The following is a 23,925-nucleotide window of genomic DNA, read 5'->3' on the forward strand; positions in this document are numbered from 1 at the left end:
ATCAAAAGTCCTTCCAAATTACATATTTTAGTTTGATGAATCCCAATTTTCTGCAAACTCCTATTCCCTATCTAAAAGGTGTTGGCCCCAACAGGGCCGACATACTCAAGGCTGAGCTGGGAATTGAAACCTACAGGGACCTGCTCCATCTGTTTCCCAATCGGTATTTGGATAAGACACAGTACTACAAAATTGCTCAGTTACAACCCAGTGGTGCCGATGTGCAAGTAGTTGGAAAAATAATCCATCTCAAGACTGTGGAACAAAAACGGGGCAAGCGACTCGTGGCCACTTTTGTGGATGACACCGGACAAATGGAGCTGGTTTGGTTCCGTGGGCATAAGTGGATTCGGGAGAACTTAAAAATCAATGAACCGTATGTGGTCTTTGGTCGAATTTCCAAATATGGCAGCACCTTTTCCATGCCCCACCCCGAAATGGAGCTACTTTCCGAACATCAAAAAGGACTGAAAGTGGCTATGCAGCCCATTTATCCCTCCACAGAAAAATTGAGTGCGAAGGGAATTACCAATCGGGTGGTGGGAAAGATGATGCAGCAATTGTTTTTGGAGTCCAAAGGACAGTTTTTAGAATCGTTACCTAAAAATATTTTGGAAGAATTACGATTGATTTCCAAAAGTGAAGCACTGTTAAACATCCACTTTCCCAAAAATCAGGAACTATTGGCCAAGGCCCAATTTCGATTAAAATTTGAGGAACTGTTCTTTGTGCAATTGCAGCTGATTTCCAAAAAACTGGTTCGAAAACAAAAAATAAAAGGTTTACCATTTGAAAATGTCGGGGAAAATTTCACTTCCTTCTTTGAAAACCATCTCCCTTTTGAGCTGACCGACGCCCAAAAACGGGTCATTAAGGAAATCCGAGGGGATTTGGGCAGCAATGCACAAATGAACCGCTTGCTTCAGGGCGATGTGGGCTCTGGTAAGACCATCGTGGCTTTAATGTGCATGTTATTGGCCATGGACAACGGATTTCAAGCCTGTTTGATGGCCCCCACAGAAATCCTCGCCAATCAACATTATAATGGTTTAAAGGAGTTATTGGGTAAAATGGATGTTAAGATTGCCTTGCTGACGGGTTCCACAAAAAAATCGGAACGTACACTGCTCCATAATCAATTGGAAAATGGGAATCTGAATATTCTGGTCGGTACTCATGCCCTTTTGGAAGATAAAGTGCAATTCAAAAACTTAGGCCTAGCCATTGTGGACGAGCAACATCGGTTTGGGGTGGCACAACGCTCCAAACTTTGGCATAAAGGTAGCTCACCCCAAAGCCCGGATGGGGAGGATGGAGGGGCCATTCCGCCTCATATTCTGGTCATGACCGCCACGCCAATTCCACGCACCTTGGCCATGAGTCTGTATGGTGATTTGGATGTTTCGGTCATTGATGAACTTCCACCGGGGCGAAAACCAGTGAAGACGGTTCATCGGTATGACAGTAATCGTTTAAAAGTGTTCAGATTCATCAAAGATGAAATCAAAAAAGGACGACAGGTTTATATTGTTTACCCCTTGATTCAGGAATCCGAAGCCTTGGATTACAAGGATCTCATGGATGGATATGAAAGTATTGCCCGTGAATTTCCCATGCCGGAATATCAAATTTCCATTGTTCACGGCAAAATGAAACCTGCCGACAAAGATTATGAGATGGACCGCTTTGTAAAAGGTGAAACGCAGATTATGGTAGCCACCACAGTCATTGAGGTTGGAGTGAATGTCCCCAATGCTTCGGTAATGATCATTGAAAGTGCCGAGCGTTTTGGGCTATCACAATTGCACCAGCTTCGGGGGCGTGTAGGTAGAGGTGCTGAACAGAGCTTCTGTATTCTGATGACTGGTCACAAACTATCTGAAGATGCCAAAACCCGACTGCAGACCATGGTGCACACCAACGATGGTTTTGAAATTGCCGAGGTGGATTTAAAACTACGTGGTCCTGGGGATTTAATGGGCACTCAGCAAAGTGGATTGCTTACCTTGAAGATTGCCGACATTGTAAAGGACAACCAAATCCTAAAAACAGCACGCTACCATGCCCTGCAATTGCTCAAGGATGACCCAAGACTGGAAAAGGAAGAAAATCGGCTAGTTCGTATCGCCTATGCCAAAATGATGGCCAACAAGACGATTTGGAATTATATCAGTTAAAAAAAGCCCGGCTTTCGCCGGGCTTTTATTTCTTTAGTTAATATCTTTTTCTTCCTCCAACTGAGTGATATAGGCCGCAATGGCATCTTTATTTGGTTGATCGGGAGCTCTACTTGCTGCTATCTTGAGGTGTTTTAGAGCCGTTTTATAATTACCAACTGCTGAATATCCTCTGGCCAATCCAAAATCAACGGGCCACGTACCCTTGTGTTCTTTGGCATTCCATTTAAAAACTTCAAGTGCATCGTCCTTTTTGCCTTGGGCAATTAATTGACGACCATATGAATGTATTTCAAATACAGTACCCAATGGCATGGCTTCATCCATAATTGCTTTCGCCTCAGCAGTTTTGCCCTGTCGCTCTAAAATCTGTGCCTTTAAGCTCAGATTATTGAAGTTCTTCTGACTAAAAAACTGTCCTTCAATGGCACCATTCACCCATCCTAAGGCTTCATCCAGATTACCTCCATTGTTCAAGGCGTACCCTGCTGCTTGTTCCCAAGTTTGGCGGTTAAATCCTGGGGAAGTTTGTAGTTGTTGACGGATTTCAGCCATTACATTCGCAGTGACATCGGTTTCAATGGTAAATGGAATCTGCTTTTTCTCCCATTTCAAAGATGCCACAGCTGAATTTGCCCCTACTTCATCAAATGAATAGGTCAACAGTTCGGTATGAGGAATTTCGTTGGTCGTCACATCCACCCGAAGCGCATCTTCCGATGGGTCATAAAAATAACTGCCCCACGCTCCATGATTTTTGGAAAAAATCACTGTTGCCGTGTTGTCTTCGTTGACAATCATGTGCAATCCGTATTTTCCGGCGGGTAGGGCTTTTCCGCCAATGGTAAGGTCGTGTGTGGTCTTGAAAACCGTGTTTTCATTGGCCCCAGCTCTCCATGGAGACTCTGTGGCCGTTCCAAATCCAAAATTGTTCATACCATAAGGCACCAAAGCGCCCCAGATTTCCCTTTCGTTTACACTTGGCCTTGAATAAATGATGCTAACATCGGTGTTACCGATACGTTGGGACACACTTGCCGCTTGGCTACCTCGTGGTAAAAAGTCCAATTGTGCTGTTGCAGTAGCTGATATAAAAAGAACTGCGGTTAGAATTGTGGCCGAAATGGCCGAGTAGAATTTTTTCATTGTAAGTTGTTTGATTTAATTAATGAATATGTTATTGAGTAGAATTTCCCTAAAGTATGGAGGTTGTTGTTCTGGCAACGTTACAGCTATGTTAAAAAATATCAGACTTTGTTAAAAAACAACATACCACATTAAATTTCAATAGCTTACCTTATATTTTTAAGTGATGTATCCAAACCAAAGTGATATTTGAAAATGTGGGGCGAACATTTGTTAGCATTCCGTGAATTTCATGAAAATCGTGGTTGAACATCGTAATTTTACAGACAACAAGAAGACAGGTTTTAAATCAAATTTTAACTTTGTTTGCTTACAAATTATTGAATCTGACAATGAGTAAAACACTATTTGACAAAGTATGGGATTCCCATGTGGTGAAGCATATTGAAAACGGTCCGGATGTACTGTTTATAGACCGACATTTGGTGCATGAAGTAACGAGTCCCGTAGCTTTCTTGGGATTGAAGAACAGGGGCATTAAAGTGCTATATCCTGAACGTACCTTTGCAACTGCCGATCACAATACACCAACTCGAAATCAACATTTACCTGTTAAGGATCCTTTGTCCGCAAATCAGTTAAAGGCATTGGAAGAAAACGCCAACGCCCATGGCATACCCTATTGGGGGCTTGGACATAAGAAAAATGGAATCGTACACGTAATTGGCCCAGAAAACGGAATTACCGTTCCCGGAGCCACTATTGTATGTGGAGATTCCCACACATCAACCCATGGAGCCTTTGGTGCCATTGCCTTCGGAATTGGAACCAGCGAGGTTGAAATGGTGCTTTCCACCCAATGTATCATGCAACCCAAGCCCAAACGGATGCGCATCAATATTAATGGCTCATTGAATAAAGCGGTTACTCCTAAAGATGTAGCGTTGTTCATCATTTCACAGTTGACCACCTCTGGAGCCACCGGATATTTTGTGGAATATGCCGGGGATGTGTTTACCAGCATGTCCATGGAAGGTCGTATGACGGTTTGCAACCTGAGTATAGAAATGGGTGCCCGTGGCGGGATGATCGCTCCGGATGAAACTACATTTGAATATATCAAAGGACGCGAGTACACCCCAAAAGGCAAGGATTGGGACACCGCAATGGAATACTGGGAAAGACTGTATTCCGATGACGATGCTGTTTTTGACAAAGAATTGACTTTTGATGCGAACGAGATTGAACCGATGATTACCTTCGGAACGAATCCTGGAATGGGAATGGGAATAAGCAATAACATTCCCTTGGCTGAAACCATTGATGGTGCTGTCGCCACCTTTAAAAAATCCTTGGAGTACATGGATTACAATGAGGGCGAAGCAATGATTGGTAAACCTATCGACTTTGTGTTCCTGGGAAGCTGCACCAATGGTAGGATTGAGGATTTCAGAGCTTTTGCATCCATCGTAAAAGGTAGAAAAAAGGCTGATGATGTGACTGCATGGTTGGTGCCTGGTTCCCATAAAGTGGAAGAGGCCATTAGGGAAGAAGGCATTCTGGATATTTTGGAAGAAGCGGGTTTTGAACTTCGTGAACCAGGATGTTCTGCTTGTTTGGCCATGAACGATGATAAGATTCCCGCTGGAAAATATGCTGTGAGTACCTCAAACCGAAACTTTGAGGGAAGACAAGGTCCCGGAGCGCGTACACTGTTGGCAAGTCCACTGGTGGCCGCTGCTGCTGCTGTTACTGGAAAAGTGACCGACCCAAGGGAACTCATGCAAGAAGAACTTCAAGAAGCATAATAACATTCAGGAAACAATAACTTATAACTGTCAACTGAAAACTTAGAACTATACATGGCTTACGATAAATTCAACATACTAAAAAGCACTGCGGTGCCCATGCCCATTGAAAATGTGGATACCGACCAAATCATTCCAGCGCGATTTCTAAAAGCGACGGAGCGCAAAGGCTTCGGTGATAACCTTTTCCGCGATTGGAGATACAATTCCGACGGAACCCCAAAAGAGAACTTTGTACTGAACAATCCCATTTACAGCGGAAAAATTCTGGTGGGCGGTAAAAACTTTGGTTCCGGTTCTTCCAGAGAGCATGCTGCCTGGGCGGTTTATGATTACGGTTTTAGATGTGTGGTTTCCAGTTTCTTTGCTGATATTTTCCGAGGAAACTGCCTAAATATTGGGGTTCTTCCGGTACAGGTAAGTCCAGCGTTCTTGGACAAAATCTTCACTGCCATTGAAGCTGACCCAAATACCGAATTGGAAGTCAATCTGCCTGAGCAGAAAATCACCATTTTGGCAACCGGGGAAAGTGAAAGCTTTGAAATCAACGATTACAAAAAACAAAACATGCTCAATGGTTTTGATGATATCGATTACCTATTGAACATAAAAAAAGGCATTGAAGAGTTTGCTGAAAACACCCCGCTCTAATTAAGGCTTTTAGAACACCACATCGAAAATGAAAGCACGCACCATTGAAATCATGGACACCACCCTGCGGGATGGTGAACAAACTTCTGGGGTTTCCTTCTCCGCTTCTGAAAAACTCACTTTGGCAAAATTGCTATTGGAAGAGCTGAAAGTGGACCGCATTGAAGTAGCCTCTGCACGAGTTTCGGAAGGCGAACTGAAAGCTGTTCAGAATATAACGGAATGGGCAGCTTCTGAAGGATACCTTTCAAAAGTAGAAGTACTGACTTTTGTGGACAATGGAGTTTCCTTGAAGTGGATGCAGGAAGCGGGTGCCAAGGTCCAAAATCTGTTGACCAAAGGGTCTTTGAACCATTTGACCCATCAGCTGAAGAAAACACCAGAGCAACATTTCAACGAAATTGCAACGGTCATTTCCAAAGGACAGGAGTTGGGCATCGAGACCAATGTATATTTGGAAGATTGGAGCAACGGAATGCGCAATTCCGAGGACTATGTTTTCCAATTTTTGGATTTTTTGACCTCCCAACCTATTAAGCGGATTTTATTGCCAGACACCCTTGGAGTTTTGACCCATTTTGAAACGGGTGAGTTTATCAAAAAAATTATTGAGCGCTATCCAGATACCCATTTTGATTTTCATGGGCATAACGATTACGACCTGAGCGTCGCCAATGTCATGGAAGCCGTAAAGGCGGGTTGTCATGGTTTGCACCTTACCGTAAATGGTATGGGCGAACGTGCAGGCAACGCTCCTTTGGCCAGTGTGGTGGCCGTCATCAACGATTTTTTGCCCGAAATCAACATCGGCGTCAAAGAATCTTCACTTTATAAAGTGAGTAAATTGGTATCTGCCTTTACCGGTTTCAACATCCCTGACAACAAACCCATTGTTGGTGATAATGTATTTACACAAACTGCTGGTATACATGCAGATGGGGATAGTAAAAAGAATCTTTACTTTAACGACTTGTTACCGGAAAGATTCGGTAGGAAGCGTAAATATGCACTAGGAAAAACATCTGGAAAAGCCAACATCCAAAAGAACCTGCAAGAATTGGGGTTGACCTTGAATGATGATGAGCTCAAAAAAGTCACTGAGCGAATCATCGAATTGGGCGACAAAAAGGAACGGGTCACCAAGGAGGATTTGCCCTATATCATTTCGGATGTGTTGGATAGCAATCTGCATCAGCAAAAGGTGTTTGTAAAGTCATACGTGCTTACCCACTCCAAAGGATTAAAACCCTCCACTACCCTTTCCATTGAGATTGATGGGAAGACCTATGAGGAAAACGCCCAAGGGGACGGACAGTTCGACGCCTTCATCAACGCGCTGAAGAAAGTGTACAAAAAAGAGAATCGGGAACTGCCCAAATTGGTGGATTATGCTGTGCGAATCCCTCCAGGAAGTAATTCGGACGCCCTTTGTGAGACCATAATCACCTGGCAGACCAAGGAAAAGGATTTTACTACCCGCGGACTGGACTCGGACCAAACGGTATCTGCCATTAAGGCGACAGAAAAAATGCTTAACCTTGTTTAAATCGATAAAACTAGTAACCAGAAACAAATAACGAACAACCTGAATACATGAAATTGAACATAGCCCTTTTGGCCGGGGATGGAATCGGCCCGGAAGTGATAGATCAAGCTGTAAAAGTATCCGATGCCGTTGCCGAAAAATTCGGACATGAAATATCATGGACACCTGCTTTGACCGGTGCCGCCGCCATTGATGCCGTGGGAGAACCATATCCAGATGAAACCCATGAAATCTGTGTAGCTGCCGATGCCGTGCTGTTCGGAGCTATTGGCCATCCTCGTTTTGACAATGACCCGTCCGCTAAGGTCCGACCAGAACAAGGCTTATTGAAAATGCGTCAAAAATTGGGACTTTTTGCCAATGTACGTCCAACTTTCACCTTCCCTTCCTTGATTGACAAGTCACCTTTGAAAAAGGAGCGCATTGAAGGAACCGATTTGGTTTTCTTGCGAGAACTTACTGGAGGCATTTATTTTGGAAAACGAGGTCGTGAGGACAACGACAATACCGCTTACGACACCTGTACCTATACACGTGCCGAAGTGGAGCGTTTGGCCCGCAAAGGCTTTGAAATGGCCTTACAGCGTTCCAAAAAGCTTTGTTGCGTGGACAAGGCCAATGTTTTGGAAACTTCCCGTCTATGGCGCGAAACCGTCCAGAAATTGGAAAAGGAGTATCCTGAGGTGGAAGTTTCCTATGAATTCGTGGATGCTGTTGCCATGCGCTTGGTGCAATGGCCAAATTCGTATGATGTTTTGATCACGGAAAACCTTTTTGGAGATATTTTGACCGATGAAGCCTCGGTAATCTCAGGTTCTATGGGATTGATGCCATCCGCATCTTTGGGCGAGAAAACATCCCTGTTTGAGCCTATACACGGTTCCTACCCGCAAGCTTCAGGAAAGGACATTGCCAATCCATTGGCTACTGTTTTGTCTGCTGCCATGATGTTTGAAACTGCTTTTGGATTGCAGGATGAGGCAGATGCCATTCGTACCGTGGTCAATAAATCGTTGGCCGAGGGCGTTGTGACGGAAGACCTTGCCGAAGGAGGCAAAGCCTACAAAACCAGTGAAGTTGGTGATTGGCTGGCATCGAATATCTAATTAAAATAACCAATTGAAATACTGAAGCCCCATTATGGGGCTTTTTTTATACTAGTATTTTATTTTTTCGCAATTCGCCAGGTGATTGGTCAATGCATATTGTTCATTTATAATTGTCTATCCGTCAACTCAAATAAAGCATCCCTCAAATAACAGGCATTCACCCATAATCCATCAGTTACTTTTGGTGTTGGGTATTCAAAAACAACCTGTTATGAAAAAAATTATACTCGCTATTTTATTCATCACGTCTTTACTGGCCATAGGACAAAAAAAGATAAAAACCAAAACAAACCCTGTTGGATGGTCCTACACCATTGCTCCGCTCATCAATTTACCCGATGAAACAAAAACCTATTCCATAGCTGTTGAAACGGACTTGGACCCGATGGATTTTTGGGATGAACTCAATTGGAATATGCAGGTATCAGAAAAAAATTCAGAAAAACGCCAGTTACTGTACCAGCAGGCGGTACAAGACACGCTAAACAAATGGACCGAAAATTATCTGGAACTGAGTGGCTCCACCTTTAATCGAACCAACTCTTCTCCAGACTTCATCATAACACTTGTTACCGATACTTTTACCATGGATAGTATTCCGGAAATAATGGATTATTCCGACTCAGATGCTGTTTTGGGGGAAATCAATGTGTCTGCGACGCTCACCGTTCGGACTTCACAAGGTGAAACTATACTTGAGGAAAATATCCCATTTTATATTGATGACCCGGAAGGACCAACCTCCACGCTACAACTTCGTCATTTTGTTTTGAATCCAGCATTCAAACTAAAGTTGAAGCTTACCAAAAAGCCAGAAAAGCGTAGACGACTATTGACCAATCGTATAAAACGTTTTGAAGCCGATATACTGGAAACATTCATGCAAAGAGCAGGAGATTTGCTAAAAGACAATTTTCTCTACCAAAATAGAACTGCTTATGGCGCTATGTTTTCCTTTAAGGACAAAGAATATGACGAATTCAATGAACATGCGGAAACTGTTCAAGAATCCATAAACTCCCTTTCTGCATTGAGTAAAAAGAAACGTAAAACGTTGGATGAGATTCGCCCAGCTCTTGAATCTGCAGTGGTCCTTTGGCAGCAAGAACTCCCAAAAAGCGATTATCCCGATGTGCAGGATGCACTCAACGCCAATATCGCCCTAACCTCGCTTCTATTGAATGACATGATAGCCGCAAAGCTCCATTTTAGCAATATACCGGATACTGAGAATTTGGAGAGGGAGATGATGGTCGCTGGAAGTTCCAATTACTATCTAAAAGGGCTTCAGGATGCCATTGTGGTAAAAGAACTTAGTGGTGACCGCGCACAAGTATACCAATCAGAATAAAAAATTCCCAACCTAACCAAAAAACGAAGGCCATCGGAAAATTTCGGATGGCCTTTTTTATTCTATAGAATATAATCCGTACTCAAAAAGTTGCTCACTTTGGCTTCCATCAATTGCTCAATGGCACTGGTATTCAACTCATTATCCTTAAAGGCCACAAAAGTCCGAATGGAAAATGAGCGCAAGGCATCATGTACACTTAATGTCGATTGGGCAGAGTCTTTTCGTCCCGTAAAAGGATACACATCCGGACCACGTTGACAAGAACTGTTCAGATTCACACGGCATACCAAGTTGGCCAAGGTATCAATTAAGGGTGATAAGGTATACACATCCTTTCCAAAAAGACTTACTTGTTGTCCGTAGTTGGATTCGGCCATATCATTCAAGGGCTCTTCAATATCTTTAAAAGACAGTACAGGAATCACAGGGCCAAACTGCTCTTCTTCATACACTCGCATGTCCTTAGTAACAGGATACAACACTGCTGGCCAGATGTAATTATCAAAATGCTTGCCTCCCTTTTTATTCTTTATTTTGGCACCTTTGGTTTGGGCATCATCCAACAATTCTTGAATGTAAGCTGGTTTCCCTGGCTCTGGCAACGGTGTCAAATTCACCCCCTTCTCCCACGGATTTCCAAACTTAAGGGAGTCCACTTTTTCAGAGAATCGTTTTAAAAACTCATCCTTGATGTCCTCATGCACGTAAACCACTTTGAGAGCAGTACAACGCTGTCCGTTAAAGGAAAGTGTTCCAGAAATACATTCGTTGATGGTAAGGTCCAAATCGGCATCAGGTAAAATAATGGCGGGGTTTTTGGCTTCCAATCCCAACACCAAACGAAGACGGTTGCTCTTTGGGTGCTGTTCCTGTAACGCGTTGGCCGATTTACTGTTGCCGATCAAAGCCAAAACATCTACCTTGCCAGTTTTCATAATAGGTGCTGCAACAGCCCTTCCCCTGCCAAAAAGAATATTCACCACTCCTTTTGGAAAACTGCTTTTAAAAGCTTCTAAAAGCGGTGTGATCAACAATACGCCATGCTTGGCAGGTTTGAATATGGTGGTATTCCCCATGATAATAGCCGGAATCAACAAGGCAAAAGTTTCATTGAGCGGATAATTATAGGGACCCAAACAAAGTACTACCCCCAAAGGGCCCCTTCTGATATGGGCATACACTCCATCATGCTTTTGAAACTTGGCCGAATCACGGTCTAACTGCTTGTAATCCTCAATAGTGTCATAAATATACTCAACGGTACGATCAAACTCCTTGTACGAATCCGGTTCGGACTTACCAATTTCCCACATGAGCAACTTTACAACTTCCTCACGTTTTTGCTCCATTCGCTTCACAAAGGCCTCCATGCATTCAATACGGTCCTTCACCTTCATGGTAGGCCACACCCCTTGTCCTTGGTCATATGCACCCAAAGCGGCTTCCAATGCTTCCAATGCTTCGGGTTCGCCCATATCGGGAATGCTTCCCAAAGTAGTGGGGGCATACGCTTCCGTTGAGGAAATGGTAGAAACTACTGGGGTAGTACTTCCTTCCCATTTTCGGAGTTCGCCGTTTACCAAATACGTCTTTTGATGGATTTCTTGCGTTATCTGAAGTGCTTCAGGAATTGCTGTTGTTGTAGCTGGCATGTGTAGTTGTTTTAAGTGTTTTATCCAAAATGAACCCTCGTTCACTTACTGCAAAGCTAACACAAAAACAGCTGAAAACGACCTCATATACATTGTCTTAAAATCGCAAACGATTGAAAATTTGTTATAGCAATCACACGAGGTATTGAAACAGGTCTGGCTTGTCGTTGAGGTAGTCGCCAAAAAAGTTGTTAGCCTTCATCCGTTGAATCAAAGGTTCCAAATCAGCAGAGGACTTTAACTCAATCCCCACAACAGCGGGTGCATTCTCCCGACTGGACTTTTTGGAATATTCAAAATGGGTGATGTCATCATCTGGTCCTAAAATATCCGCCACGAATTCTTTTAGGGCTCCAGGACGTTGAGGAAATCGAACAATAAAATAGTGTTTCAAATTAGCATAGAGCAAGGCCCGTTCCTTTATTTCCGCAGTACGCGTAATATCATTATTGCTCCCACTGATGATACAGACCACGTTTTTCCCTTTGATCCCTTCGGCATAATCATCCAAAACAGCAATGGTCAAAGCTCCAGCTGGTTCCACCACAATGGCATCGCGATTATAGAGATCTAATATGGTCTGACATACTTTCCCTTCGGGAACGGTGGATACTTGATAGAGGTGGTCCTTACAAATCGGGAACGTCAATTGCCCCACTTTTTGTACTGCAGCTCCATCAATAAACTTATCAATATGCTGCAATTCGACCAATTCTCCTTTTTCTATTGATTTTTTTAAGGAAGGTGCTCCCTCTGGTTCTACGCCAATGATCTTGGTTTGTGGAGATAACGCCTGAAACGTTCCGCACAATCCAGCTGCAAGTCCTCCGCCACCAACGGCAGCAAAAACGTAATCGATAGGCTCATTGGATTGTTGCAAGATTTCCAATCCTACCGTAGCCTGACCTTCAATGATTTTTTCATCATCAAAGGGATGCACAAAGGTCTTGCCTTCCCCCTCGCAGAACGCTTGGGCAGCTTTATTGGAATCGTCAAAGGTGTCGCCTTCCAACACTACGCTCACCCATTCCCCTCCAAACATTTTGGTCTGGTCAATTTTTTGTTTTGGTGTGACGACAGGCATGTAAATAGTTCCCTCCACCTGCAAATGGCTACAGGCAAAGGCCACTCCTTGGGCATGGTTTCCTGCGCTGGCACAGACCACTCCCCTTTTCAGCTCATCCTGGGTCAGTGAACTGATTTTATTGTACGCACCGCGAATCTTGTAACTACGGACGCGGTGCAAATCCTCTCGTTTCAAAAGGATATTGGCCCCATATTTTTTGGAATAGCGGATACTTTGCTGCAAAGGTGTTTCGTCAGCAACCTGCCGAATCGTCTTCGCTGCCTGATAAATATCCGCTATTTGTGGAAAATAGGTGTCCACCGTTTTCATGGGGCCAATGGGTTGTTTATCCGATAGGTTTCATGGCGGTCATGGATGCACGCAAACGAGCTCCAACCACTTCCACATCGTGTGTACGGATGGCTTTGTTCACGGCAATCAGCTTAATGTTATCCACGCCCGTATCTTTCCCTTCTCCGAAATGCTTTCCAATGACATCGGTTTCGATTTTCTTCATGAAATCGGTCAACAATGGCTTACAAGCATGGTCAAATAAGTAGCAACCATACTCAGCGGTATCGGAAATAACACGGTTCATCTCGAACAATTTCTTTCTAGCAATGGTATTGGCGATCAACGGGGTTTCGTGAAGCGACTCGTAGTACGCAGATTCACCAATAATTCCGGATTCTGTCATGGTTTCATAAGCCAATTCAACTCCGGATTTTACAAAAGCGACCATCAACACGCCGTTGTCGTAGTATTCTTGTTCAGAAATGGACATATCGCCGGCAGGAGTCTTTTCGAAAGCAGTTTCTCCGGTAGCGGCACGCCAATCCAATAGATTTTTATCGCCATTGTTCCAGTCTTCCATCATGGTTTTGGAAAAATGACCGCTCATGATATCGTCCATATGCTTTTGGAACAACGGACGCATAATTTCTTTCAATTCTTCGGCCAAATCAAAGGCTTTGATTTTGGCAGGGTTGGACAAACGGTCCATCATATTGGTGATACCTCCTTGCTTCAATCCTTCGGTAATGGTTTCCCATCCGTATTGAATCAATTTGGAAGCGTATCCGGCATCAACGCCCTTTTCAATCATTTTATTGAAAGAAAGGATAGATCCTGTTTGCAACAAACCACAAAGAATGGTCTGCTCCCCCATCAAATCTGACTTTACTTCAGCTACAAAGGAAGATTCCAGTACACCAGCTTTGTCGCCACCAGTACCTGCAGCATAGGCCTTAGCCTGCTCCAAACCTTTGCCCTCTGGGTCATTTTCTGGGTGAACGGCGATTAAGGTAGGTACCCCGAACCCTCTTTTGTACTCCTCACGCACCTCAGAACCCGGACTTTTTGGTGCCACCATGATTACGGTAAGGTCCTCACGTATCTGCATTCCTTCTTCTACGATGTTGAATCCGTGGGAATACGACAATGTCGCCCCCTTCTTCATCAATGGCATTACCGTACTCACCACATTGGTGTGCTGTTTATCTGGAGTTAGGTTGATGACTAAATCCGCGATGGGAATCAACTCTTCATAAGTTCCTACGGTGAAATTGTTTTCCTTGGCGTTTTTATAGGATTGTCTTTGTTCTTTAATGGCGGCGGCGCGTAGTGCATAGGAAATATCCAAACCGGAATCCCTCATGTTCAAACCTTGGTTTAAGCCTTGAGCACCACAGCCCACAATTACAATTTTTTTGCCTTTTAGGGCGGTAACACCATCGGCAAACTCGCTGGGGTCCATAAACCTACATTTTCCCAATTGGGTCAATTGCTCGCGAAGTGACAGTGTGTTGAAGTAATTTGTCATTTTTAGTATCTGATTTTGCTATTTATTGATTTTGAAATTCTGCTAAAATATTAGTGATGGGCATTGCCACTTTGCTCACAGCAATTCTGCCGGTGCGCACAAACTGCATAATACCGTAAGGCTCCAAGGCGTCATGCATTTCATCAATCTCATGGCGACGGCCTGTTTTTGCCAACACAAAGAATTCACGACTTACGGTAACAATCTGCGAATGGTGCTCTTTAATGATATTTTGGATTTGACGCTCATCAAACAACAAAGCAGAGGCTATTTTGAACAATGCAGACTCTTGATAAATGGTCTCATCATCCGTATGGTAATACGCCTTGATGACCTCTACCTGCTTCTCTATTTGATTGACAATCTTTACGGCCCAATCTTCGGTGGAGTAAATTACTATTGTAAATTTAGAAACTCCATCAATCTCTGATTTTGAAACATTTAGACTCTCTATATTGATGTGTCGCTTTAAGAATATCCCCGATATTCTATTAAGCAATCCCACATGATTTTCGGAATATACCGAAATGGTAAACCATTGTTTTTCCATGCTTATTTTATTTTAACTGCAAGGATAAGCCCGGTGGACCAATCCATCTTTGTAAGTGTTATATCTTCTCTCTTTTCCAGTATTTGAATCAATTCTTTGACCTTTTCTTCATGTCCTGATGGCCAATTGGGCTGTTTGCGCATATCATCAATCACATAAAACCCACCGATTTTCAGCAATTTCAACGCTTTGTCCAAATGGCTGTATTTCCCGGGCCAAGCATCAGCGAAAATCAAATCGAAAGCTGCTCCGTTATACGATTCCAGCCATGCACCACCATCCGCGCAAACCAATTTAAGTCTTGATTCGCCGTGAAAAAAGGCGTTGGCAATCTGGATAAGCTCCGAATCGTTATCAACACTGATAATTTGGGATTTTTCATCCATGCCTTTGATCATCCAAGCCAAGGACAGACCAATTCCCGTACCCAACTCCAAAAAATTCCCATTGGGCTTGGAGGCTGTCAAAGTCTTCAGCAATGTGCCAATGTACACGTCAGAAGACATGCCAAAACCTATTTCTCTTGATTTCTCAAGCAACGCCGGATACCTACCCGGCATTTTTAAAATATTCGCTTGGTCCATGCTATTTTAGTATGATGTCGGAAATAGAAGCCCCTGTTGGCACCATTGGGAACACATTGTCTTCCTTCTCTACCCGAACTTCCAAGAAGTAAGGGTCTTTGGAAACCATCATTTCTTCCACGGCTTCCTTCAATTTTGAACGTTCCACTACCCTTCTGGATTTGATGTGGTACCCCTCGGCGATTTTCACAAAATCGGGGTTAGTCATAACGGTTGAAGCGTAACGCCTTTCAAAGAAAAGTTCTTGCCATTGACGCACCATTCCCAAGTGGTCGTTATTCAATACCACAATTTTTACGGGAAGATTATGTTGGAAGATGACCCCAAGCTCTTGAATGGTCATTTGATAGCCCCCATCCCCAATAATAGCTACAACCTCGCGGTCCATGGCGCCCATTTTGGCCCCAATGGCTGCCGGAAGGGCAAAACCCATAGTGCCTAAACCTCCTGAAGTGATATTACTTTTGGTCTGTTTGAATTTGGCATAACGGCAAGCAATCATTTGGTGCTGGCCAACGTCAGATACAATAACTGCCTTGTGTCCAGAAGCCACATTGATTTGCTCAATAACCTCACCCATGGTAAGTCCCGGTTTGGTTGGGTGAATATCTTTTTCGATTAAGGTGTCATATTCGATTTTGTGCTTTTTATCAAACTCGGCCAACCATTCCTTGTGCTCGTTTTTGTTCACCAATGGAAGCAGTAAGTCCAAGGTTTGCTTGGCATTACCCAAAACGGCAACTTCCACTTTTACATTTTTATTGACTTCGGCTGGGTCAATCTCAAAATGAATGACCTTGGCCTGCTTGGCATAGGTTTCCAGATTTCCTGTTACCCTATCATCGAAGCGCATGCCGATGGCAATAAGCACGTCGCACTCGTTGGTAAGCACATTGGGCCCGTAATTTCCATGCATACCTACCATACCCATGTTCAATGGATGGTCCGTATCCATGGCAGAAAGTCCCAAAATGGTCCAAGCCGCTGGAATTCCAGCCTTTTCAACCAAAGCTTTTAACTGCTCTTCGGCCTCACCCAAAATCACCCCTTGTCCAAAAACAATATAGGGCTTTTTGGCATTGTTTATCAATTCAGCCGCCTTTTCAATGGCAGTTATATCTGGGTCTGGAGCCGGTTTATAGCTTCGTACACCTGTACATTTCTCGTATGTGAAATCCAACTCATCAAACTGGGCATTCTTGGTGATGTCCACCAATACAGGGCCCGGTCTACCTGATCTAGCGATATAGAACGCCTTAGCCATGATCTCTGGAATTTCTTCGGCACGGGTAATCTGATAGTTCCATTTGGTTACCGGGGTTGAAATACCCACGATGTCCGTTTCTTGGAAAGCATCAGAACCTAATAGATGTCGTGCTACCTGTCCGGTGATGCACACCATTGGCGTAGAATCTATCTGCGCATCGGCAATACCTGTCACCAAATTAGTGGCACCAGGACCGGAAGTGGCCATGGCCACACCCACTCTTCCACTTACTCGCGCATACCCTTGAGCTGCGTGGGTAGCCCCTTGCTCATGTCGGGTAAGAATATGGGTGAGTTTATCTTGAAATTTGTATAACTCATCATACACTGGCATGATGGCCCCTCCGGGGTAACCATAAATCAAATCGACCCCTTCCGCCAACAAACAATGTATTATGGCCTCAGCACCAGTAATGCGAATAGAAGTGCTTTTTTTCTTGTCTTTCTTTTGTGCTTTTAACGTCTCCATAAGCGTATATTTTAGGGAAATACACCCTTGTTCCTATATTGGAACTTTATCTATTAGAACATATCGGTAACACAGCCTTTGGAAGCTGATGATACCATTTTTGCGTATTTGTATAAATTTCCTGATTTGATCTTCAACTCAGGTTGTTTCCATTCTTTTCTTCGTTGTTCAAGCTCTTCGTCTGAAATATTGATGTTGATGGTATTGTTCACAGCATCGATGGTAATCTCATCACCATCCTTCACCAAGGCAATACCTCCACCCACTTGAGCTTCGGGTGAAACGTGACCCACCACAAATCCGTGGGAACCACCGGAGAAACGACCGTCGGTAATCAAGGCGACATCTTTCCCCAAACCAGCACCCATAATGGCAGATGTAGGCTTCAACATTTCGGGCATTCCGGGAGCTCCTTTTGGTCCTTCATACCGAATGACCACCACATCCCCTTTTTGTACTTTGCCCGTATGAATCCCTTCGTTAACGGCAGTTTCACTATCAAAAACACGGGCAGTTCCGGTAAATTCAAGTCCCTCTTTTCCTGTGATTTTTGCGACAGCGCCTTCGGTTGCCAAGTTTCCATAAAGGATTCGGATATGTCCCGTTTCCTTGATGGGTTGGTCTTTCTTTCGGATAATATCCTGACCTTCTACCAAGTCTGGGGCATCCAATAGGTTTTCGGCCAACGTTCTTCCGGTCACGGTCATACAGTCGCCATGCAACATGCCTTCTTTCAACATATATTTTAGTACTGCTGGAACACCACCTACTTTATGAAGGTCTTCCATCAGGTACTTTCCACTTGGTTTTAAATCCGCCAACAAAGGGGTGGTTTCACTGATGCGGGTGATGTCCTCTAAGGTAAAATCCACATCCCCGGCATGGGCAATGGCCATAAAGTGCAGTACCGCGTTGGTAGAACCGCCCAACACTGTTACCAATCGGAAGGCATTCTCCAACGACTTCTTGGTGACAATGTCACGAGGTTTAATGTCCTCGCGCAGCAAGTGCAACATAGCTTCACCTGCAGCCTCGCAATCGGCACCTTTTTTGGCATTCACAGCAGGAATGGATGAGTTAAAGGGCAATGACATTCCCATTGCTTCAATGGCCGAGGCCATGGTATTGGCCGTGTACATTCCGCCGCAAGCCCCGGCTCCTGGGCAGGCTTTGTGAATCACTTCCTTGAATTCAGTTTCGTCTATGGTTCCCGCTACGCGCTGTCCGTAGGCCTCAAAAGCAGAGATTATGTCCAATTTCTTATCCTTATGGCATCCAGGAGCAATGGTTCCGCCATAGACCAAAATGGAGGGGCGGTTCAATCGCAATTGCGCCATCAAGGCACCGGGCATATTTTTATCACAACCCACCACGGTTACCAAACCATCATAAGCCATGGCCTGCACCACAGTTTCCATGGAATCGGCAATAATATCCCTTGAGGGCAGTGAATAGCGCATTCCAGGGGTACCGTTGGAGATACCATCACTCACACCAATGGTATTGAAAATTAGCCCGACCAGGTTGGAAGCCTCTGCTCCTCTTTTGACATCAAGGGCCAGTTTGTTCAAATGCATGTTACAGGGGTTGCCCTCGTAACCGGTACTGGCAATTCCTATAAAGGGCTTTTGTAAATCTTCATCTGTCAGCCCTAGTGCATGCAACATGGCTTGTGCAGCAGGTAGCGTAGGGTCTTGGGTCACAGTCTTGCTAAACTTGTTCAATTCCATTGTAAAATTTCATTCAAATACAGAATTCCATTGAATTTAATCTGTCATTCAAAGATAAATGTTTAAAAAGGCCCATATTTTTAACAGTTTCGGGCGGTTTAAATCCATTTAAAAAATAATCATGTTAAATACTTGTAATTCAGATACTTAGGTTAATTCAAAATCCAACATTCATTTATTTTTATTCGTAAAGAAAAAGGGCCTGTATCGTTTTGATACAGGCCCTTTCCCAGAAATAGTGCGACTGTATCATTCCCAATTGGGAACAATAATGACCACACCGTTGACTAGGATATTTCTTTTCATACGTCAATGTTACAAAAAATAAATCTTAAAAAGAGGGAAAACTTAAATCAATTTAAGGGAAAGGGAATCTCCTGCCTTTTTCTGGGCCAAAACACAAATAGCTGCTTCGGAAAGTTGCAAGATTCTAGGATATCCGCCCGTGGTCTGCCCATCTTTCATCAGGATGATCAAACGGCCTGCCGGGGTAAGTTGAACGGTTCCAGGCAATGTTCCGGAGGTGAGCATGGAATGGGAATGTTCTGCAATAAGTTCGTTGAGCTGATACGCCATTCGGTCGTTGGCCTTAGAAACGGTAAACGGTTTTGAAAAGATTTCAGCCAATTGTTTATCCGTCAGAAGTGAGAACTCAGGCCCTTTAAACACTTCCAACTCATCCATGAGAAAATGGTCCTCAATCTTTACTTCCGAAATGATGGGTTTGTACGATACTGTTTCCACATATGGGATTTCATCCCCATCCTTGATGCGCTTTTTCTTGGTTACCGGAAAATATTGTGAGCGACTTTCAAGCACCTTTTCGGTCAAAAAACCTCCCTTTACAGCCAAATAGGTTCTAAATCCATTTTTCAACTTTCCAAAAGACAATATGTCTCCTTTGGACACCTGAACCACTTGATGGTTTTCAATGGAAGTGTCATTCAATTTGGGCTCAAGATGAGCTCCAGACAAACTAATGGCAGTAGGCTCCTCAAATTGCAATTTTGGGCCCATCATAGCAATCTCCAGCACAGCATCGTAGGGGTCGTTCTCCAATAAGAGGTTTGCTTTTTTCACTGATTCCACATCCATGGCTCCCGAAATGGGAACACCAATGTCTCGGTGACCGAAACGGCCCAAATCTTGAATAGTGGCAAAAAAGCCCGCTTTTAGCACCTTAAGCATCCAACAACACTTTTTCTGGTTTATAAATCCCTACTTCACCTTCTATCTTATGCAGGTCATACTCTGCTCTAGATATTTTTTGAAACTGTATCTTGTCCCCCACTTTCACAAAGCAAGGATCTTTTAAACTTGGATTGAACAGGGGAATTGGACAGTTGCCGATGATATTCCACCCACCCGGAGAATCTTGCGGATATATCCCGGTCTGCTTTCCTGCCAATCCCACGGAACCCTTGGCCACTTGAAGGCGTGGTTCTGCTCTTCTGGGAATCTCCAGGGATTCTGGTAACCCGCCCAAATACATGAATCCTGGTAAAAATCCTATTCCATAGACAATGTATTGATAAGAGGTGTGCTGTTTTATAAGTTCATCCTTGGATAACTTTAAGGTTGAACAGACTTCCTCTAAATCGATACCAAACTCGGCATCGTAACAGACGGGGATTCGCCATAAATGCTGAACACGTTTGGTCTTGGAAGCGGCTTGTTTTTCATGACACTCAAGGATGACCCTTCTTATATTATCAAAATCCAAATGTTCATCGTTGCACACCATGGTAAGGGAATTATAGGCAACGGACATTTCCCATCCAGGAAGCTTTAGTTCCTTAAACGCATCCATGAAATCGAGGATATCAGCCAAAATAGACACCTCTACCTTGCTGGGCCATTCTACTAAAACGGCTCGCTCACCAAAGGGTTTGATGCTTATGGGGTAACTTTTCACTGTAGTAATTGCACCTGGTGTTTGGATAATTCTTGGGAAAGATACATTAATATTTCCAATGCGGAGGGGGTATCCCCATGGATACAAAGGGTTTTTGCCTCAATTTTGACCAACTCGCCTGAAACCGCCCGTACCTTGCCTTCCTTTATAATCGGGAGCATGTGTTGTAATACTTGTTCGGGGTCTTGAATAAGTGCATTACCCTGCTTTCGGTTCACCAAACTTAAATCTCTGTTATAATTTCTGTCGCCAAAGGCCTCATACCAAATTTCAAATCCTTGGTCAAGGGCCTCCCTGGCAATCTCTGAGCCGTAAGGAACATAAAGTAGGGCTCGCGTTTTATATTCCTGAACGGCCTCCAGATAGGTTTTAGCCAAGCTCTTATCCTTTGCCGATTGATTGTACAAAGCGCCATGTGCTTTAATGTGATGCAACTCCCCTTGTTCGTTGACGAGAATCGCATCAAAATTCTTCAGTTGCTCTGTGATACTTCTTTGTAATTCCTGTTTTGAAATATCCATCACCTGCCTTCCAAAATTCTTTCGGTCTGGATAGGAAGGATGCGCGCCTATCTTAACTTTATGTTGATTGGCCAGTTTCACGATTTGGGTCATGGTTTCAATATTACCCGCATGGCCACCACAAGCAATATTACATGAACTGATATAGGGAAAGATTTCGGTTTCATTACCTACACCTTCCCCCACATCACAGTTGATATCTATTGTCCAATTCGCCATTAATACACTCCCATTACTTTAAGAATGCTCTTTACCCCCAAAAAGATGGCAAATCCCACTATTGTCAATCCCAATATGTTTTGAACTACGGTATTCTTATGTTGTCCCATCACTGTTTTTTGATTCACTATCCATAATAATAAGATAGCCATAATCGGCAACAGCAATCCATTGGCCACTTGGGCAAATTGAATGACCTCGATGGGCTTGATGTCAAAAGACAAAAAGAACACCCCACAAAAAAGTACTACTGCCCAAACCAACTTAAATCTTTTGTCCTCCATTTCTCCGCCCCAATCAAAACAACTGCTCGCCACAAAGGCCGCTGCAAGTGGAGCCGTTATTGCCGATGTGATACCTGCAGCCAACAAGCCGATGGCCATAAAGAACCCTGCCATTTTTCCAAAGAGGGGTTCCAAACCTTTGGCCATATCCAATGCACTGTAAACGTTGTCTATGGGAGCTGAAGCCGCAGTGACCAAAATGGCCATGGATACCAATCCGCCCAAAGCGATGGAAATTATGGTATCCCACTTTACGGTTTTGAGTTCTTGGCTCGATTTCCATTTCTGCTTCACCAAAGAGGCGTGTAAGAACAAATTGTAGGGTACCACTGTAGTGCCTACCAATGCGATGACCGTAAAAAGTCCTCCTTCTGGCATTGTGGGCAAAAGTGCTCCTTTTACTATATCTACAAATGAAGGTTTGGTCATGATAGCACAGATTAGGAAGCTCACCCCCATAATGCCCACAAGTCCAACAAAAACCCGTTCCAAAATTTTATAGCTGCTGAACCACAACAACATGAAAATGAATATGCCCACAATGGCCGGGTAATAGGATGTCATTGTTGTACTTGGAAAGAGTTGCTCCAATCCCAAAGTGGCGCCTCCTATGTTTCCTGCCTCATAAGCCGCATTGCCAATTAGAATAGCAGCAAGGACCACGAGGATGACAAACTTTTTAATCCATAGTGTTTTTAGTTTGGTACGGACCACATCTACGAGACCTGTTTGGGCCACCACCCCAATTCGTCCTGCCATGCCTTGAAGTACAATGGTGGCCAAAACCGATACCAACAAGGCCCAGATCAAAGCATAACCAAACTGCGCTCCTGCCAGTGTACACATGGTAAGGGTCCCTGGGCCTACAAAGGCAGCTGCCACCAATACACCGGGACCTATTTTTTTGAGCATAGTTACGGAGGGTTTTAGGGTTTGAATTTAAGAGGATATTAGGATAAATAATGCATTTCATCCAAAAAAATGCATTTCGTCTAAAAGTGGGATGTTTTACATCGAGTTTTTATACGAATATGAAAAAACAGAAGTTATAATAGTCCCAAATCATACTTAGACCTAAAACTTGACAAACACTTATGACATGTAAGGATTGCGAGAAAAGTATTGGACATCAGCAATATAAAGAATCTATGGATTCATTGGGTGTTCAACTTTGTGAAAGACATACACGACTTATAAAAAAAGTCATTCTAGATAACAATACTCCCCTAGAAGCCATCCATTTATTTTACGCACTAAAAGAAGCCGGTGCCTATCCCATGTTGGAATGGTGGGATGGAAAAAAATCGGTTGACATTGCCATTTCAAGAGTAAAGCTCAATATTGAAATTGATAAGGACTATAACATGATTACACATGAACAGGCCATAAGTGATCTTGAAGATGCGATGCATTCCTTTAAAAATGGGTTTACCACGGTTAGGATACCGCACTTGGCGGTTAAATATTATCTAGAAGATACAGTACAGAATATTTTGGGCATTATCTCTGGACTTAAGGCCAATATCAAGGCCATTTAATTGCTAAACTGCAATCGCTTGTCCATCCTGGTCTCTTTGTATTCCAAAATATTGATGACAACGGATTCCTCCCCTATGTTTTCTAGATCGTTCACATAGTTTTTGCCCCTATTCTCAAAATATTCGGTGTCTCCGGAATCAAGCTTTATCATGTCTATTTTGCCATTGCCATATCGGGTAAGGACAAGGCCCCCGGTAGTACAGACCCAACCATAGTTTGTATTGTGCCTTCTAAAAGGGATACGCTCGCCCGGAAGCAAGCATAATTCCCATAGTTTGACACTTTCATTTTCAAACACCAATCGATCACTCAACGATTGTGTAATTTCCTGATGCAGCAACTCATCAATCTTCTCCTGCTCCCACGGGTCAAAATTACCAGCGGGATTCAATTCAACACATTGCATTCCATGAACTTTTAAAAAACGAGCGCGAAAGTACCTCATATTTAAATCAATAATCGATTGATTAGCAATGTTTAACGATTTTTTTGCACTTCTAATTCAATTATTGCAATCGATTTCCTTTTTTTACCGAAATAGCCGCTAAAATTGTCATTTTCTTAATCTTGCCGTTTT

20 protein-coding genes are annotated in these 23,925 nt (G+C 43.5%); 7 read left to right on the forward strand and 13 right to left on the reverse strand.

Features of this window, described 5'->3' with window-relative positions; genetic code table 11:
• The first annotated feature begins 35 nt into the window (after positions 1–35).
• Entirely contained in the window at positions 36–2,177 is a 2,142-nt protein-coding gene (gene recG / locus FG28_RS17585) for an ATP-dependent DNA helicase RecG (RefSeq protein ID WP_036385216.1), read from the forward strand.
• Between the two features lie 33 nt (positions 2,178–2,210).
• Here recG and FG28_RS17590 read toward each other — a convergent pair whose 3' ends face one another.
• Positions 2,211–3,323, reverse strand: a complete 1,113-nt coding sequence (locus tag FG28_RS17590; protein ID WP_036385218.1) for a DUF2911 domain-containing protein — start codon at positions 3,321–3,323, stop codon at positions 2,211–2,213.
• Between the two features lie 332 nt (positions 3,324–3,655).
• Here FG28_RS17590 and leuC point away from each other — a divergent pair, with 332 nt between their 5' ends.
• From leuC to FG28_RS17615, 5 genes are all read left to right on the forward strand, one after another.
• Entirely contained in the window at positions 3,656–5,071 is a 1,416-nt protein-coding gene (gene leuC, locus FG28_RS17595; protein WP_036385219.1) for a 3-isopropylmalate dehydratase large subunit, read from the forward strand.
• A gap of 54 nt (positions 5,072–5,125) precedes the next feature.
• Positions 5,126–5,722 carry a 3-isopropylmalate dehydratase small subunit gene (leuD, locus tag FG28_RS17600; RefSeq protein WP_036385220.1) on the forward strand — a complete coding sequence of 199 codons (597 nt, stop codon included), beginning with the start codon at positions 5,126–5,128 and terminating at the stop codon, positions 5,720–5,722.
• 28 nt (positions 5,723–5,750) lie between these two features.
• Positions 5,751–7,268: an alpha-isopropylmalate synthase regulatory domain-containing protein gene (locus FG28_RS17605; protein WP_036385222.1), complete on the forward strand. Its 1,518-nt coding sequence runs from the start codon at positions 5,751–5,753 to the stop codon at positions 7,266–7,268.
• Positions 7,269–7,315: 47 nt separating this feature from the next.
• Entirely contained in the window at positions 7,316–8,374 is a 1,059-nt protein-coding gene (gene leuB / locus FG28_RS17610) for a 3-isopropylmalate dehydrogenase (protein ID WP_036385224.1), read from the forward strand.
• A gap of 214 nt (positions 8,375–8,588) precedes the next feature.
• Positions 8,589–9,728, forward strand: coding sequence for a hypothetical protein (locus FG28_RS17615; protein WP_036385225.1), 1,140 nt, complete (start codon positions 8,589–8,591; stop codon positions 9,726–9,728).
• Between the two features lie 62 nt (positions 9,729–9,790).
• Here FG28_RS17615 and FG28_RS17620 read toward each other — a convergent pair whose 3' ends face one another.
• The 11 genes from FG28_RS17620 to FG28_RS17670 form a co-directional block, all read right to left on the reverse strand.
• Complete coding sequence (locus tag FG28_RS17620; RefSeq protein WP_036385227.1) at positions 9,791–11,383, reverse strand: NADP-dependent glyceraldehyde-3-phosphate dehydrogenase; 1,593 nt, start codon at positions 11,381–11,383, stop codon at positions 9,791–9,793.
• A 133-nt stretch (positions 11,384–11,516) separates the two neighbouring features.
• Positions 11,517–12,779 (reverse strand): threonine ammonia-lyase, encoded by a 1,263-nt coding sequence (gene ilvA, locus FG28_RS17625; protein WP_036385229.1) that lies wholly within the window; start codon positions 12,777–12,779, stop codon positions 11,517–11,519.
• Between the two features lie 16 nt (positions 12,780–12,795).
• Positions 12,796–14,271, reverse strand: a complete 1,476-nt coding sequence (ilvC, locus tag FG28_RS17630) for a ketol-acid reductoisomerase (RefSeq protein ID WP_036385231.1) — start codon at positions 14,269–14,271, stop codon at positions 12,796–12,798.
• A gap of 22 nt (positions 14,272–14,293) precedes the next feature.
• The gene (ilvN, locus tag FG28_RS17635; protein WP_036385232.1) at positions 14,294–14,821 is read right to left on the reverse strand and encodes an acetolactate synthase small subunit; all 528 of its coding nucleotides are present in this window, start codon (positions 14,819–14,821) and stop codon (positions 14,294–14,296) included.
• 2 nt (positions 14,822–14,823) lie between these two features.
• Positions 14,824–15,405, reverse strand: coding sequence for an O-methyltransferase (locus FG28_RS17640; RefSeq protein WP_036385234.1), 582 nt, complete (start codon positions 15,403–15,405; stop codon positions 14,824–14,826).
• Between the two features lies 1 nt (position 15,406).
• Positions 15,407–17,140: a biosynthetic-type acetolactate synthase large subunit gene (gene ilvB / locus FG28_RS17645; RefSeq protein ID WP_036385236.1), complete on the reverse strand. Its 1,734-nt coding sequence runs from the start codon at positions 17,138–17,140 to the stop codon at positions 15,407–15,409.
• Between the two features lie 53 nt (positions 17,141–17,193).
• Complete coding sequence (gene ilvD, locus FG28_RS17650; protein ID WP_036385238.1) at positions 17,194–18,870, reverse strand: dihydroxy-acid dehydratase; 1,677 nt, start codon at positions 18,868–18,870, stop codon at positions 17,194–17,196.
• Between the two features lie 348 nt (positions 18,871–19,218).
• Positions 19,219–20,058: a biotin-dependent carboxyltransferase family protein gene (locus tag FG28_RS17655; protein ID WP_036385239.1), complete on the reverse strand. Its 840-nt coding sequence runs from the start codon at positions 20,056–20,058 to the stop codon at positions 19,219–19,221.
• A complete protein-coding gene (pxpB, locus tag FG28_RS17660) occupies positions 20,051–20,785 on the reverse strand; it encodes a 5-oxoprolinase subunit PxpB (protein ID WP_036385241.1) in 735 nt (244 codons plus the stop codon). The genes FG28_RS17655 and pxpB overlap by 8 nt, the downstream gene beginning before the upstream one ends.
• The gene (pxpA, locus tag FG28_RS17665) at positions 20,782–21,525 is read right to left on the reverse strand and encodes a 5-oxoprolinase subunit PxpA (RefSeq protein ID WP_036385244.1); all 744 of its coding nucleotides are present in this window, start codon (positions 21,523–21,525) and stop codon (positions 20,782–20,784) included. The genes pxpB and pxpA overlap by 4 nt, the downstream gene beginning before the upstream one ends.
• Entirely contained in the window at positions 21,525–22,721 is a 1,197-nt protein-coding gene (locus tag FG28_RS17670; protein WP_036385246.1) for an Nramp family divalent metal transporter, read from the reverse strand. Before FG28_RS17670 ends, pxpA begins: the two co-directional genes overlap by 1 nt.
• Positions 22,722–22,903: 182 nt before the next feature.
• Here FG28_RS17670 and FG28_RS17675 point away from each other — a divergent pair, with 182 nt between their 5' ends.
• Entirely contained in the window at positions 22,904–23,347 is a 444-nt protein-coding gene (locus FG28_RS17675) for a hypothetical protein (protein ID WP_036385248.1), read from the forward strand.
• On the opposite strand, the gene FG28_RS17680 is transcribed toward FG28_RS17675, so the two are convergent.
• The gene (locus FG28_RS17680; protein ID WP_051947458.1) at positions 23,344–23,754 is read right to left on the reverse strand and encodes a hypothetical protein; all 411 of its coding nucleotides are present in this window, start codon (positions 23,752–23,754) and stop codon (positions 23,344–23,346) included. The genes FG28_RS17675 and FG28_RS17680 overlap by 4 nt on opposite strands.
• Between the last annotated feature and the right edge of the window lie 171 nt (positions 23,755–23,925).

This window comes from Muricauda sp. MAR_2010_75 (assembly GCF_000745185.1).
Classification (GTDB): domain Bacteria; phylum Bacteroidota; class Bacteroidia; order Flavobacteriales; family Flavobacteriaceae; genus Flagellimonas.